Source organism: Lysobacter sp. ISL-50 (genome assembly GCF_018612875.1).
GTDB lineage: Bacteria > Pseudomonadota > Gammaproteobacteria > Xanthomonadales > Xanthomonadaceae > Lysobacter.
In genome coordinates this window covers 73,468-87,872 of the sequence record NZ_JAGGRI010000018.1, presented here as the reverse complement: position 1 = coordinate 87,872, position 14,405 = coordinate 73,468, and the positions used below count along the sequence as shown (strand labels likewise).

Annotated in this window: 8 protein-coding genes; 3 read left to right on the top strand and 5 right to left on the bottom strand. The window is 68.4% G+C overall.

What is annotated here, in order from left to right; genetic code table 11:
* From phaE to J7J50_RS11520, 3 genes are all read right to left on the bottom strand, one after another.
* Positions 1-1,248: a class III poly(R)-hydroxyalkanoic acid synthase subunit PhaE gene (phaE, locus tag J7J50_RS11530; protein WP_215058120.1), complete on the bottom strand. Its 1,248-nt coding sequence runs from the start codon at positions 1,246-1,248 to the stop codon at positions 1-3.
* A 362-nt stretch (positions 1,249-1,610) separates the two neighbouring features.
* On the bottom strand, positions 1,611-2,225 hold the full coding sequence (gene pssA / locus J7J50_RS11525) for a CDP-diacylglycerol--serine O-phosphatidyltransferase (RefSeq protein WP_215058119.1): 615 nt from the start codon (positions 2,223-2,225) through the stop codon (positions 1,611-1,613).
* A 266-nt stretch (positions 2,226-2,491) separates the two neighbouring features.
* Complete coding sequence (locus J7J50_RS11520; RefSeq protein ID WP_251044345.1) at positions 2,492-4,477, bottom strand: D-(-)-3-hydroxybutyrate oligomer hydrolase; 1,986 nt, start codon at positions 4,475-4,477, stop codon at positions 2,492-2,494.
* A 103-nt stretch (positions 4,478-4,580) separates the two neighbouring features.
* On the opposite strand from J7J50_RS11520, the gene J7J50_RS11515 reads away from it, so the two are divergent.
* Positions 4,581-5,246: a response regulator transcription factor gene (locus J7J50_RS11515; protein ID WP_057943200.1), complete on the top strand. Its 666-nt coding sequence runs from the start codon at positions 4,581-4,583 to the stop codon at positions 5,244-5,246.
* 283 nt (positions 5,247-5,529) lie between these two features.
* Here the strand turns inward: J7J50_RS11515 and J7J50_RS11510 are convergent, their stop codons facing one another.
* Together J7J50_RS11510 and J7J50_RS11505 are read right to left on the bottom strand one after the other, a co-directional pair.
* Positions 5,530-8,892 (bottom strand): PAS-domain containing protein, encoded by a 3,363-nt coding sequence (locus J7J50_RS11510; RefSeq protein WP_215058180.1) that lies wholly within the window; start codon positions 8,890-8,892, stop codon positions 5,530-5,532.
* 303 nt (positions 8,893-9,195) lie between these two features.
* A complete protein-coding gene (locus J7J50_RS11505; protein ID WP_343222489.1) occupies positions 9,196-11,427 on the bottom strand; it encodes a TonB-dependent receptor in 2,232 nt (743 codons plus the stop codon).
* Between the two features lie 415 nt (positions 11,428-11,842).
* Between J7J50_RS11505 and J7J50_RS11500 the strand changes: the two genes are divergently transcribed.
* Both J7J50_RS11500 and J7J50_RS11495 read left to right on the top strand, forming a co-directional pair.
* Positions 11,843-13,240, top strand: a complete 1,398-nt coding sequence (locus J7J50_RS11500) for a GntP family permease (RefSeq protein WP_215058117.1) — start codon at positions 11,843-11,845, stop codon at positions 13,238-13,240.
* A gap of 253 nt (positions 13,241-13,493) precedes the next feature.
* A complete protein-coding gene (locus J7J50_RS11495) occupies positions 13,494-14,405 on the top strand; it encodes an STM4015 family protein (RefSeq protein ID WP_215058116.1) in 912 nt (303 codons plus the stop codon).

Sequence of the window (14,405 nt, the reverse complement as noted above, 5' to 3'; positions counted from 1 at the left end):
TCAGCGCGCCCCCCGCTTGGTCAGCTTGGCGGTCTTGGCGCGCTTGCCCGGCTTCGCCGCCGCGGCGAGCGGTTTCGACGGCGGCTGCGGCCGCGCGATCGCGGTTTTCTTCGCAGCTTTCTTCGCCGGCGACGGCGCGGCGGCGGCGGACGGCACGGCCTTGAGCCGCGCCGGCGCGGCCGACTTGCTCGGCACCGCCGCGCTGGCCACGGCGGTGCGCGCCTTGGCCGAGGCCTTGGTCGCGACCTTCTTCACCACCGCCTTGGCCGGCGGCGCGGCCGCGGGTTCGGCCTTGGCCTGCGGCTCGGCGACGCGCGCCGGCTTGGCGTTGTGCAGTTCATCGCGCAGACGGCGCAGCTCGCGTTCGAGCTGGACGATCTTGCGATGCGCGGAGTCGATCTCGGTGCGGGTCGGAATGCCGAGGCTGCCGCTGGCCTGTTCGATCTCTTTCTGCACGCCGGCGCGCAGACGCATCTGCGAATTCACCAGCGCGGCGTAAGCGTCGCGGAAACGCGGCGACAGCGCGATCTCGGCGTAGGCTTCTTCCGCCGCGTCGATCCACAGATCGAACAGGCCGCGCGCGGAGGCGATCTGACGGCCGGGTTCGCTGCGCTCGGCCAGTTTGTCCTCGAAGCGCGAGAACGCCTCTTGCCCGGCTTCGGCCATCAGCGCGTTATAGGCCTGGCTTTGTTTCTGGTAATCGGCATTGGCCTGGACCAGTTGCTGCACGCGCTCTTGATGCTCGCGCGCGAAACCGAACGCCGGCAGGCCGAGCAGCGACTGGCCCTCGTGCTGCGCGCGCTCCAGGAACGGCGCGATCTGCTCGGCCCAGCGGCTGAAATCCTGCTGGCCCGGGCCGCGCATGGAACCGAACATATCCGCGAACGGATTGGCGCCGCCACCGCCCAGCGCCTGCTTCCAGGCACCGGCGATGTCGCCGGCCGAGGCATTGCTGCCGGCGAACTGCGCGGCGAGCTTCTGGATTTCGCCGAACCAACCGCGCGCCTGGCTGTTGAAACGATCCAGGGTATCTTCGACTTGCGGATTGCCGCCCTTGGCCATTTGCGACCACCAGTTGACCGCCTCGTTCCAGCCTGGCATCGAAGCTTGCGCGGACTGCGGCGAGGCGCCGCGCATCATCTCGCCCCATGCGCCCCAGTATTGTCGCGCGAGCCGGTCGAAATCCTGCGCATTGAAACCTGCGCCGAACTCGCCGGGGTTGTTCGAGCCGAAACCGAAATTCGCCATCGCCGTCTCCAGGGTTTGCGCCGATCATAGCAACGGCGTGTTGCGCGGCGGTGGTGACGGCGTCGCAGAGATCGGCGTGGTGCCTGGGTGTGCGTTGGTGGGCGTATTCAGGGGTTGCGGCGCGGCCAGCGCCGACACGAACCACTGACGACGCCACTGCCGTTGCCCCCTTTAGAAAAGGGGGCGGCGCCTGCGAAGCAGACGCGGGGGATTTGAGCTTTTGCTGTTGCTTTATTCAGAGCAGAAGCAAATCCCCCCTGCCCTCCGGCCCGCAGGCATAGCCTGCGTGCGTTCAGTGCCGCGCGAACCTGCGGTTCGCAAGCAGCGGCCCTTCACCCTTTTTCAAAGGCGGAAACAGCCCATCAGGGCTTGGGAATCCGCAACGTCTTGCTGATCATCAACGACCCCGACAACGCGAACATCAGCACCATCGGATGGAACAACCACGGCCCGATACGCACGCCGCCGAACCACAGATCGGCGCCGATCGCGCCCTGCCACGCCGCGATCGCCAGCACGATCACCAGCGCCAGGCTGGTCGGAATCGGCGTGCCTTCGAAATATTTGACCTTGCCTTCATCGCCCGACAAGGCCTCCGCGGTGACGTTGTAGCGCGCCAGCCGGCTGACGCCGCAGCCGACGAAATAACTCAGCACCACCCAGTCCCAACCGCCCTGCAGACCGCAGGCGTAGGCCAGCGCCGCGGGCGCGACGCCGAAGGAAATCACGTCGGCCAGCGAATCCAGTTCGCGCCCCAGCGTGGACGAAGACTTGCGCCAGCGCGCGACGCGGCCGTCGAGCGCATCGAAGATGAAGGCGAGCGGGATCAGCGCCATGCCGATCATCAGATCGCGCACGCCGCCTTCCTGCAGGAAACGCATCGCGGCGAAGATCGCGCCGGTGCCGCAGAAGGCGTTGGCGAGGGTGAACCAATCCGCGAGATGGAATTCGCGAAGCATCGAAAAATGACGCGGCATGCGGCGGCGCTCCATGGCGAACGGCGCTTGGGCCGTTCAAGGGGAGGTTCAGCGTGCCAAAGCAGGCGCGTGGGCCGCAAGGGGCCAAAGTCGCAAAGCCGGCGCGGGCTCGCGGCGAAAGGGATGCAATGAATCGCAACCGGCCTTCACGCGGCGGCCGCGGATCGGTCGCAAACCAGCGGCGAGGTCGCGGCGACGGGGCTTGCGGCCCGAACCGACCCGGCCGATGCGCCTGCGCGGCGGCGAACGTCGCCGACCGCCCGCCGTCACTTCGGAATCGCGAGATTCTCCGCCTTCAACCCCTGCCCCTGCGCGCGCGGCGTGGTCTCGATGACCGCATCGGCCGGCAGCGGCGCGCCGCGATCCAGATAGGCATCCACCCGGTCCAGCGCCGTATACACATACGGCAACAGCGGCAGATAGCGCGCGCCCAGCGCCGGCAGACCGAGGAAGGCATCGAAGTGCTGGACGTTGCGCACTTGCCAGTAACTCAGCCGGGCGCCGGCCTTGCGCGCCATCGCCGCATACGGCGCGCTGCTGAACGCGGGCGGGATCAGGCCGTCGTCCAGGCCGTGCACCACCACGATCGGCAGGCCCTTGCGCGGCGCGCCGGCGCGGGTTTCCTCGATGCCCTTGCGCACGCGTTCGTGCGCGCGCGTCAGCGACTGCGCCGAATCGGGCGCGATCGCCGGCTGCAGCAACTGCCCGCTCCACAATTCACGCAGGCCCGCCAACGGCGCCAGACGCTGCGGCGGATCGCTCGCGGCCGGGCCGAACAACTGCACGCCCGCGCCCGGCGGAATGCCGCTGGCGTCGGCCCACCACGCCGCGCGCTCGCTGTCGTTGGCCGCGCGCGACGCCGCCGGCGCGTCCTTGCTCGCGGGCGTGGCCGCGGCGTAGGCGTAGCGTACCCAGGGTTGATCCGGGTCCTTGCTGCGCGCCTGCGCGGCCGGAGCGAACCGCCCGTAGGCCGAGGCATACGTCGCCGCGACCGCGCGCCACAGATCGAAATTCACCGACAAGGCGCCGGCGCGCAGCGCATCGTCGCTCCAGCCGCTGTCGCGCATGCGCTCGTAGGCGGCCTGCGCGCGCGCAGGCGTGTCGGCCTGCCTGGCTTCATCGCCGAGCAAGCCCACGGACGCGGCGAAATCGCAATACGACTGCGCGCTGTCGCCGGTGATCGGCGCCACCGGCATCGCCGCCAGCGGTTGGTGCAGCAGCGCGCACGGCATCAGCAGCGCCGCCTGCGTGGTGTAGTCGTACAAGGGCCGCGCGCCTTGCACGTAGACGTTCGGTTCGCCGGCGACGACCGCGTCGAGCCAGCCGTCGGCGAGCGCGCCGTCGCCGCCGAGTTCGGCCGCGCGCAGCACCGCGCCGCCGCCGTTGGAAATGCCCACGGCGATGATGCGGGTGTTGGCCGCGGTGAACGGCGCCTGCTGCGGGAACGCCTGATCCAGCGACGCCAACGCGAACTGCGCGGCCTGACGCACGTGCCGGCCCCAGTCGGCCTCGGGGTTGTCCTGCGAATGCGCGTGCTTGAAGGCGATGCCGGCCCCGCCCTCGCGCTGGCCGGCCTTCGGCGTGAACGCGAGCGCGTCGTCGGCGCCGCCGAGCGTGCCGTCGGCGCGCACGCCGCGGCCGGCGTCGAGATCGAAATAATCCGTGCCCGCGCCCTTGTCGGTGTACGCCACCGCGCAGCCCTTCGGCAGGCCCCAGGCGCCGGCGACGGCGATCGAGCCGTAGATGCCGCGCGATCCCGATGAGGCGGTGACCACGACGCAACGCTTCTTCAGATCGAAGCCATCGGGCACCTGCACCAGCACGCGATGCGGCTGGCGCGCGCCGGGCACGGTGGCGAAGGCGCTGAACTCGCGGCCCGGCACCGGCGACAGACTGCCGTAAAGCTCGCCGTAACCGCCGCCGGGAGCGAGGTCGGCGATGCCGCGCCAGTTCGCCCACAGCGCGCGACGGCGCAGTTCGGCGGCGGTGGGATGGGCCGCGTCAGCGAACGCCGGCGACGCCATCGCGCGCAGACCGTCCAGGCCCAGGCCGGCGCTGAGCAGATCGTCGTGCTCGCCGCGATGCTCGGTCTGGCGTGGTTGAGTGAACATCGACTTGGAATCCTTGACGGTGCCCGGTCCGGCCGGCCTGGCGGCGCGCGCGGTGGCTGCGGCAGCGTCGGGCGAGGCGATGCAGACCGACAGGACGAATGCGGCGCAAACCGCGGCGGTGCGTAGGGAATAGGCGCTCATGCCCGCAGGCTAACAAGTCGCCGCCCCGCCCTCATCGTACTTTCGTACAGCCTTGCCCGCCCTGGCGCGGAGCGGCCGCGACGGGCCTGCTAGGCTACGGCCGATGCCGACCCTGCTGATCGCCGACGACCATCCGCTGTTCCGCGCCGCGCTGCGCCAGGCCGCCGCCGATGCGGTGCCCGACACCGTGGTGCGCGAGGCCGGCACGCTCGACGATGCGCTGGCGGCGCTGGAAGCCGAGCCCGGCATCGATCTGGTGCTGCTGGATCTGCACATGCCGGGCAATCACGGCCTGGCCGGGTTGGCGGCGATCCGCGCCCAGTACCCGGGCACCGCGGTCGCGGTGGTGTCGGCCAACGACGATCCGCGCGTGGTGCGGCGCGCGCTCGATCACGGCGCGGCCGGTTATCTGCCGAAGAGTTCCGGCCTGGACGAACTGCGCGACGCGATCCGCGCGGTGCTGGCCTGCGAGCAATGGCTGCCGGCGTCGTTGCGCGCGGCGGTCGCGCGCACTCACAGCGATCGCGGCGACGCCGATCTGGCTTCGCGTCTGGCCAGTCTGTCGCCGCAGCAGTTCCGGGTGCTGAGCCTGGTCGCGCAGGGACTGCTGAACAAGCAGATCGCCGACCGCCTGGACGTGCAGGAGCGGACGGTGAAGGCGCATCTGTCCGCGATCTTCGACCGTCTCGGCGTGCGCAATCGCACCCAGGCAGGCGTTGTGTTGCGCGAATTGGAACTGTCGGACCCGGCGCGCCGGATCGAAGACTGAACCTATCCGGCTGAACATCGCACTCCGGAATTCACAACCGGCGCCTGCGCCAAGCGCGCCCGCTCACGGTCGCTCACCGCAGGCGCATTTCTGTTCACCTGCTTCATCAAACCGCCTGCTCAGGTTTGTCCACACAGCCTGTGGACAAACCTGCGGACAGATCGGGAAGAGTCCGCGCAATCCTTTATGACATAAGCATTGCAATAGGTTTGGCTAAAAAATCGCCACGGAATTTTCTTGACTTTGTCTTCACGAAGCGCGCCTGCCGAAACGCTCGACGCAACTATCCCGTCGTCACGCTTCCGCGCTCCATGCCGCCCGCCGCCAGCAAGCGGTCCAGCACCGATTTCAGCGCCAGCGGCTTGACCGGCTTGGCCAGTAGCGACAGCCCGGCCGCGTGCACGGCCTGGCGGACCTGCGCGCCGGTGTCGGCGCTGAGCAGCAGGCACGGCCGCGCGCCGAACTCGTCGCCGAGGCGCCGGGCCAAGGCCAGGCCGGTGTCGTCCCGGTCGAGATGGAAGTCGAACAGCCACAAGGTCGCCGGCCGCGTCCGCATCGCCGCGCGCGCGCGCTCGCCGTCGGCGACGGCTTCGACTTCGCAGCCCCAGCGCCGCAACACCTCGCCCAGCGCCGACAGCGCCTGCGGATCGTTGTCCACGGTCAGCACGCGCAAGCCGCTCAAGCCGCGTTGCGGCGCCGCGACCGAGGCGGAGGCGAGCGAACGCGGCGCATGCGCCATCGGCAAGCGCACGCCGAACGCGGTGCCGCGGCCGATGCGGCTGTGCAGCGTCAACGGCGCTTCCAGCAATTGCGCGATGCGGTCGGCGATCGACAGCCCCAGGCCCAGGCCCTGCCCCGGCGCGTCCGGGCCGCGGCGGAATTCTTCGAAGATCGCGCTGCGCTGCGCCGCTTCGATGCCCGGGCCGGTGTCGTGCACTTCGATCGCCAGCATGCCGTCGCGGCGGCGCACGCCGAGCAGCACCCGGCCGTGCGCGGTGTAGCGCACCGCGTTGGCGAGGAAGTTCTGCAGCACCCGCCGCAGCAGTTGCGGATCGCTGCGGGTCCAGGCGCGCGTGGCCACGTAGCTCAGGCGCAGACCGCGCGCGGCGGCGATCGCGGCGAACTGCGCGGCCAGCGGTTCGAGCACTTCGCTCAGCGGAAACTCGCGCGGCTGCGGCACCAGGCCGCCGGCCTGCAGGCGCGACATGTCCAGCAGCCCGGTCAGCAGATCGCCGGTGGAGTCCAGCGCGCCGCCGATCTGCGCGGCGGTCGCGCGCTGAGCGGGATCGGCCAGTTGCTGGCTCAGCGCATCGGTGAACAACTGCGCCGCGTGCAGCGGCTGCATCAGATCGTGGCCGACCGCGGCGAGGAAGCGGCTCTTGGCTTCGTTGGCGCGCTCGGCTTCGCGCGTGGCGACTTCCAGATCGATGGTGCGTTCGGCGACGCGTTGTTCCAGGGTTTCGTTGGCCTGGATCAGCCCGGCCTGGGCGCGACGGAACGCGGTGACGTCGGTGAAGGTGGCGACGAAACCGCCGCCGGGCATGGGATTGCCGCGGATTTCGATGATGCTGCCGTCGGCCAGCACACGCTCGGACAAGTGCGGGGTGCCGGCGCGCATGAAGGCCAGGCGCCGCTCCAGCGCTTGCTCCAGATCGCCGGGCGGCGGCAGGCGCTGCATCGCCCAGCGCGCCAAGTCGGCGATCGGCCGGCCGATCTGCAACAACTCCGGCGGATAGCCGAACAATTCCGCGTAGCGCCGGTTCCAGGCCACCAGATGCAGGCTCGCATCGACCACGCTGATGCCCTGGCTCATGTTCTGCAACGCCGCTTCCAGCACGCGCTGATTGAAGCGCAGATCGGCCGAGGCTTCGCCGACGATCGCCGCGACCGTATCCAGATCGCGCCCGGCTTCGCGCCGCGCCGCGTCCAGCAGCACCCGCGCCGAGGATGAGCCCAGCACCGCCGCCAATTCGCGTTCCACGCCGGCTTCCACCGCCGCCTCGACTGGCGCGCCCAGCGGCACGCCGTCGAGCAATTGCGCGACCCGTTCGCGCGGCAGGAAGCGCAAGCCGGCGTCGCGCAACGTCTGCGCGTCCAGGCCCGGCTGCGCGCTGCGCGGCGACTCGCGCCGCCACATCGCCGCGAGCACCGTCGCCACCGTGCCAACGAACAAGCTGGCACCGACCGCGCGGCCCAGCCGGCTCCAACCGGTCAGGCCGAACAGATTTTCCGGCGCCAGCGCTTGCAGGCCGAACGGCCCGCTGCGCAACCACTCCGGCGACAATCCGCGCGCCTCGAACAACAGCGGCAGCAACAACACCCACGCCCAGGCGGCGAAACCGGCGGCGATGCCGACGATCGCCGCGCGCGCCGGCGTCTGCGGCCGCCACACCGCGAACGCCAGCGCCGGCGACAGCGTGGCGAGCGCCGAGAACGACACCGCGCCGACATCGGCCAGCGCTTCGCTGCCGGCGATCAATCGGCTGTAGCCCCAGGCCAGCAGCATGATCGCGACGATGCCGCCGCGGCGCAGCGCCAGCACTCGTCCGCGCAGATCGCGATTGCGCGACCACGCGCCACGCAGCAGGTTCGGCGCGAACCAATGGTTGCCGATCATCAGGCTCAAGGTCAGCGTGCTGACCACGACCATGCCGGTGGCGGCGCTGAGTCCGCCGAGAAACGCGAACAGAGCCAGCGCCTCGTGGCCCTGCGCCAACGGCAGCGCGAGCACGTACAGGTCCGACGGCACCTGCGCGCCGAGCACGGACTGGCCGACCTTGGCCAGCGGCAGCACCGGCAAGGCGATCAGCAACAGATACAGCGGGAACTGCCAGCGCGCGGTGCGCACGTCGCGCTCGTCGCGGCATTCGACCACGGCGACATGGAACTGGTGCGGCAGGATGAACATCGCCAGCGCGCCCAGCAGCACCAGCGGCGCGAACCCGCCCGCCGGCGGCGTCGGCGCGGCGGCCGTGGCGACCGCGACCTTGGGCAGATCGTCCAGGCCGAACCAGACGAACGCGCCCAGCGCCAGCATCGCGGCGAGCTTGAACACCGACTCGAACGCCATCGCCAGCACCAGCCCGCGATTGTGTTCCGCCGCGCTGGCGCGGCGGGTGCCGAACAGCATCGCGAACAAGGCCATCGCCAGGGCGACGTAGAGCGCGCTGTCGCGCCACGCCGGCAAGGCGGCGCCGTCGGTGGCGTGCGTGGTCAGCATCGCGAAACTCATCGCCACCGCCTTGAGTTGCAGGGCGATGTAGGGAATCAGGCCGAGCGCGGCGACCAGGGTGACGGTGGCGGCCAGCCATGCGTCCTTGCCCAGGCGCGTGGCGATCAGATCCGCGAGCGAAGTCGCATTGGTTTCGCGCGCCAGCTTGACCAGCCTGACCATGAAGACCACGGCCAGTGCGTAGAACAGGATCGAGCCGAGAAAGGTGGGCGGCAGCGGCCAGCCGTAGCGCGCGGCCTGGGTGACGGTTCCGTAGAACGTCCACGAAGTGCAGTGCACCGCCAGCGACAGCGCGTAGATATGCCGCCAGTGCCGCGCCAACACGCCCGGCCGTCGCTCGGCGTACAAGGCGGTGCCGAACATCAACGCCAGCCAGGCCAGACTGGCCAGGGCTACGGTGGTGAGGCTCAGCATGGGCACGGGCTGGGAGGCATCGGCGCAGGATAGCGTGCTGATTGGGGGGAGGAGCAAAAAGCGGAATCCCCCCTGCCCCCCTTTTTCAAAGGGGGGAACGGCAATGGCAACGACAATAGCGAAGGCGGCTGTTACGCAGCGCAACGCTCTATCAGCCCCCCATCACCCACCTACCGGGTTTCCCCCTTTGAAAAAGGGGGACCAAGGGGGATTCGCTTTTGCTCCTTCCCATAAAAATGAGCCCCCGCCCAAAAGACGGAGGCTCACCGCGGCCCCCCAGCCGCGCTACCCGTTCGCAGCCGATCAGAAGTCGTACTTCACCGACAAGGTGTACTGGCGCGGCGGCCCGTAGAAACCGGTGTAAACCCCCAGCGCCGAATTGAGGCTGTAACCGGTGGTGCGATATTCCTTGTCGGCCAGATTGCTGCCCTGCAAGGCCACCGTCCACGGCCCGCCGCTCTTCCAGGTCACGCCGGCGTTGACCAGGCCGTAACCGTCCTGGGTGATCGGCTTCGCGCCGGTGCGCACGATCTCGGTCGTAGCGACGACATCGCTCTGGTAGCTGTAGCCCACCCGTGCCGACAGATTGCCGCCGCTGGACAGATCGGTGCGGTACTCCACGTTCACCGCGCCGGAGAAATCCGGGGCGTTGGTGAACTCCTGCTCATTGGCGATATTGACGCCGGCATACATGAACTCGTCGTACTTCGCGTCCAGCCACGCGAGGTTGCCGGACACCAGCCAATGCTCGTTCGGCAGCCACTGGTACTCGACTTCCAGGCCCTGCACGGTGCCGGAACCGGCGTTGGTGAAGTCGCCGAAGAACGCATCGTTGGTGCCGTCGCCGTTGCTGTCGTAGGCGGTGAACACCGACAGCTGGATGTCCTCGTACTTGTTGTGGAAGTACGACAGGTTCAAGAACATGCGCTGATCGAAGAACGCCATCTTGCTGCCGACTTCATAGCTGTCCACGACCTCGTCGTCGAACGGCTCGGCCGAGCGCGGCACCGCCGCGGCCTGGGCGCGGATGTTGTAGCCGCCGGACTTGAAGCCGCGCGTGGCCAGGCCGTACAGCAGGATGTCGGGCGTGACCTGGTAATCCAGCGACACCTTCGGCGAGGTGTTCTTGAAGTTGATGCGGCGGTCGAAGTTGGCCGCGACCACGCCGTTGGGAATGGTGAAGTTCGCATCGCGATAGCCGCGGTTGAGCACCTTGGCGCGCTTGTCCTCGTCGGTATAGCGCGCGCCGACGTCGAGCTTGAGCTTGTCGGTCAGATCGAAGGTCCAGTCGCCATAGAACGCGATCGAATCGGTGTAGACCGTGCCCTGGGTGTCGCCGAAGCTGGCGTTGAAGAAGTTGTTGAGCACCTGCCCGCCGGCTTCGCCGTCGAAGGCGTACACGCCCATCACTCCGCGCGCGCGGCCGCCGCTGTCGTAGTTGGCCTGCAATTCGTGGCTGACCTGCTGATCGCTGTAGAACGCCTTCACGTCGGCGATCTTGTTCGGCAGCGTGTCGAAGTCGATGTTGGTTTCGGTGTCGGACTCGCGCTTGGCCAGCACGTACTTGAAGGTCCAGTCTTCGTTGGCGCGCCAGTTGATCGTGGCCGAAGCGCCCTTGATCGTGGTGTCGTTGATGTTGGGCATGCCGCTGCGGATGTCGTAGCGGTCGTTCAGGGGCTGGAAGCCGGGAGCGAAACGGTTGGCCGCGAGCATCTTCGCGCCGCGCACGCCGGACTGGTCGTCCATCCAGTCGAAAGCGAACTGGAAATCCAGCGCGTCGCTGACATAGGCGCCCAGGCTGCCGCGCAAGGCCAGCACTTCCTTGTCGCTGACATCCTGGCCGGTGAACGTGTTCTTGCCGAAGCCGTCGCGGTTGAGGCTGGCCACCGACAGGCGTCCGCGCAAGGTCGCGTCGCCGCCCTGGGTCGGGCCGCCGATCGGGCCGGCGACCGCGGCCTTGACGTCGAGCTGGCCGTAATTGCCGACCGTGACCGAGGCGAAGCCGTCGAAGTGAGTCGGCAAGCCGCGCGAGACGTACTTGATCGCGCCGCCGATGGTGTTCTTGCCGTACAGCGTGCCCTGCGGGCCGCGCAGCACTTCGATGCGCTCCACGTCGAACACGTCGAGCAAGGCGCCCTGCGGACGGGCGATGTAGACATCGTCCATGTAGATGCCCACGCCCGGGTCCACGCCCCACAGCGGATCGGACTGGCCGACGCCGCGGATGTAAGCGGTGATGGTGCTGCTGGAGCCGCGCGCGGCGTAGATGGTCAGGTTGGGCACCTGCGCGTCGAGATCGCTGAGGTCCTCGACATTGAGCCGGTCCAAGGCCTCGGGCGTGAAGGCGGTGATCGAGATCGGTACTTCCTGCAGCGTTTCCTCGCGCTTGCGCGCGGTCACGGTAAGCCCGCCGAGGGTCTTGGCCTCGCCGACCGGCGCGGCGTCCTGGGCCCAGGCGGCCGGCGCGATCAATGCGCTGGCGATGGCCAGGCTCAAGCCCTGGCGGCGAAGGTGCTGGTTGATGCTTAGTTTCACTGATGTGTTCTCCCCAATCCGATTGGTGCGCGCGCCGGTTGCGAATCCGCCACGGGCGCACAAGCAGTCGCGTCGCCACCACCGCCGCTGTCGTTGCATCCGTGCCCCCGGCCGCATGTGCCCCGCGTCCTGCGGGCCGCGCGTCGTGGCTAAAGCGCGAAGCGGCGAACGCGGCCCGATCCGGCCGCATCCCACGCGATTCGCGCCGCCACAAGCGCCGCATCCAGCCGCATCCATGCCGCACATGCGAACAGCGGCGGTGGAGGCGAGCTCCCCCGTCATGGCGCAAAGCCTATGAGGCGCGGCCCGCGCCGGGCAGCTGTACCTTCGGACAATGCCCCGCCCACCCGCGCATTGCCGACACTGCGCGCAGCCGGGCCAAGCCGCCGGCGTTGTCCGCTGGGGAATCGAACCGATGGCGTTTTTGATCGTGCTGGCCGCGTTGTGCTTTCTGATGTATGTCGCCTACCGCGGCCACAGCGTGATTCTGTTCGCGCCGATCGCCGCGCTGGGCGCGGTGCTGCTGACCGATCCCAGCCTGGTCGCGCCGATGTTCACCGGCTTGTTCATGGACAAGATGGTCGGGTTCCTGAAGCTGTACTTCCCGGTGTTCCTGCTTGGCGCGATCTTCGGGAAACTGATCGAAACCTCCGGGTTCTCCAAATCGATTGTCGCGGCAACGATCAGATTGGTTGGGCGCGAGCGCGCGATGCTGGCCATCGTCGCGGTGTGCGCGCTGCTGACCTACGGCGGCGTGTCGCTGTTCGTGGTGGTGTTCGCGGTGTATCCGTTCGCGGCCGAGCTGTTCCGCCAGAGCGATATTCCCAAGCGCCTGGTTCCCGGCACCATCGCCCTGGGCGCGTTCACCTTCACCATGGACGCGCTGCCGGGCACGCCGCAAATCCAGAACATCATCCCGACCGCGTTCTTCGGCACCGACACCTGGGCCGCGCCGGTGCTGGGCACGCTCGGCGGCGTGTTCATCCTGATCGCCGGCCTGATCTATCTGAACTGGCGCCGCCGCGCCGCGCTCAAGGCCGGCGAAGGCTACGGCGACAATCTCATCAACGAACCGGCGCCGTTCGCCGGCGGCCAGCTGGCGCATCCGTTGCTGGCGATCACGCCGCTGCTGCTGGTCGGCATCGCCAACAAGGTTTTCAGCGTGTGGCTGCCGCAGGCCTACGGCAAACAGCACAGCTTCGATCCGGCGGTGATCGGCGATGCCGCGCCGGTGGTGCAGGAAGTGTCCAAGATCGCCGCGATCTGGGCGGTCGAAGGCGCGCTGCTGATCGGCATCGCCGCGGTGCTGGTCTTCGCCTGGAAACCGGTGATGGCCAGTTTCGCCGAAGGCAGCAAGGCGGCGATCGGCGGCGCGCTGCTGGCGGCGATGAACACCGCCAGCGAATACGGCTTCGGCGCGGTGATCGCGGCGCTGCCGGGATTTTTGGTGGTGGCCAATGCGCTGGCGGCGATTCCGAACCCGCTGGTCAACGAAGCGATCACCGTGACCGCGCTGGCCGGCATCACCGGCTCGGCCTCCGGCGGCATGAGCATCGCCCTGGCGGCGATGGCCGACACCTTCATCGCCAACGCCCACGCCGCATCGATTCCGATGGAGGTGCTGCACCGCGTCGCGGCGATGGCGTCCGGCGGCATGGACACGCTGCCGCACAACGGCGCGGTGATCACCCTGCTGGCGGTGACAGGTCTAAGCCATCGCCAAGCTTACAAGGATGTGTTCGCGATTACCCTGGTCAAGACCGCGGCGGTGTTCGTGGTGATCGGCCTGTACTACGCGACCGGACTGGTCTGACGCCTGGCTTTTGTTGCTTGGCTTATGTTGCTTGGCTTATGTTGCTTGGCTTATGTGGGAGGGGCTTCAGCCCCGATGCTTTTCGCTCAGCAGTCGCATAACTGCATAGCTCTGAGAGAAAAGCATCGGGGCTGAAGCCCCTCCCACATAAGCCCCTCCCACATAAGCCCCTCCCACATAAGCCCCTCCCACATAAGCCGGGACCTTGGTTATGCTGGCGCTCTCTTCAGCAGATGCAGGCAAGGAGCCCCACGTGACCATCGGCGAATACTCGCAGATCTACCGCGGCAAACGCGTCGTCAACTTCAGCATGGGCGACACGCCCGCCGGCGGCGACGTGGTCTATCGCCTGACCCAGGATTACGACAGCGCCGAAAGCCAGCGCGACCTGCTCGACAACTTTCTGTCGCAGGTCGATCCGTCCCGGCTCGAAGCGCTGATCATCGGCGCGTGGAGCGAGGCGCAGGAAGAAGGCCCGGGCGGCTATCTCGATGCCCTGGTCGAGCGCCGCGCGCAGTTGCCCGCGCTCAAAGCCCTGTTCATCGGCGACATGACCTACGAAGACTGCGAGATCTCCTGGATCATCCAGACCTCGTACAACCCGCTGCTGGCGGCGTTCCCGAATCTGCAGTCGCTGCGCGTGCGCGGCTCCACCAATCTGGAACTGCAGGCGTTCCAGCACGATGCGCTGGAAGAACTGGCGATCGAATGCGGTGGCCTGCCCTCGAACATCGTCGACGCCATCGCCGCCTCGACCCTGCCGGCGCTCAATCACCTGGAACTGTGGCTGGGCAGCGACGGCTACGGCTTCGACGGCGGCATCGGCCCGTATCAGAACCTGCTCGCCAAGATCGACCCGCGGCGGCTGCGTTACCTGGGCCTGCGCGACTCGGAAATCAGCGACGAGCTGGCGGTGTGGCTGGCGCAGCAGCCGTGGCTGGGATCGCTGCAGACCCTGGACCTGTCGCTTGGCACGATCGGCGACACCGGCGCGCAAGCGCTGGCCGAAAGCCCGCACCTGGGCACGATCGAGCGCATCGACCTGAGCCATCACTACATCTCGCCGCCGTGGCAGCAGAAACTGCAGGCGCTGCCGTGCACGGTGGTGCTCGACGACCATGAAGACGAGGACGACGGCGACCGTTACGTCGCCGTATCCGAGTAA

Coding starts and splice junctions, on each gene's coding strand:
- J7J50_RS11515 (WP_057943200.1), top strand. CDS start 4,581: ATGCCGACCCTGCTGATCGCCGACGACCATCCGCTGTTCCGCGCCGCG.
- phaE (WP_215058120.1), bottom strand. CDS start 1,248: ATGGCGAATTTCGGTTTCGGCTCGAACAACCCCGGCGAGTTCGGCGCA.
- J7J50_RS11520 (WP_251044345.1), bottom strand. CDS start 4,477: ATGAGCGCCTATTCCCTACGCACCGCCGCGGTTTGCGCCGCATTCGTC.
- J7J50_RS11510 (WP_215058180.1), bottom strand. CDS start 8,892: ATGCTGAGCCTCACCACCGTAGCCCTGGCCAGTCTGGCCTGGCTGGCG.
- J7J50_RS11500 (WP_215058117.1), top strand. CDS start 11,843: ATGGCGTTTTTGATCGTGCTGGCCGCGTTGTGCTTTCTGATGTATGTC.
- pssA (WP_215058119.1), bottom strand. CDS start 2,225: ATGCCGCGTCATTTTTCGATGCTTCGCGAATTCCATCTCGCGGATTGG.